The 255-nt window shown below is 43.1% G+C and carries 1 protein-coding gene; it reads left to right on the top strand.

Annotation, left to right across the window (positions count from 1 at the left end; all coding sequences use genetic code 11):
* A partial coding sequence (locus tag ACYQ2O_RS13380; protein WP_459771557.1) for a transposase occupies window positions 1-255 on the top strand: 255 nt, incomplete at both ends.

Below are 255 nucleotides of genomic sequence, written 5' to 3' on the forward strand. Positions count from 1 at the left end.
TTGAACGCATGAATGACGAGTCCATTCCAATGAAATGGCTGACTGGCGACACATCCGTTACCTATAAAACAATCAATAATTTTCGTTCTAGTGAACATGCCAAGCGCCTGATCAAATATGCTTTCGTCCTGTTCACTTCACTACTCCAAGAGAATGGCCTGCTTCATGAGGAGGCTTTGTTTATTGACGGCACGAAACTTCAAGCTGATGCCAATATTTACTCCTTCACTTGGAAGAAGGCCATCGATCGTTATG

It is taken from the genome of Alkalibacterium sp. m-11 (assembly GCF_054658155.1).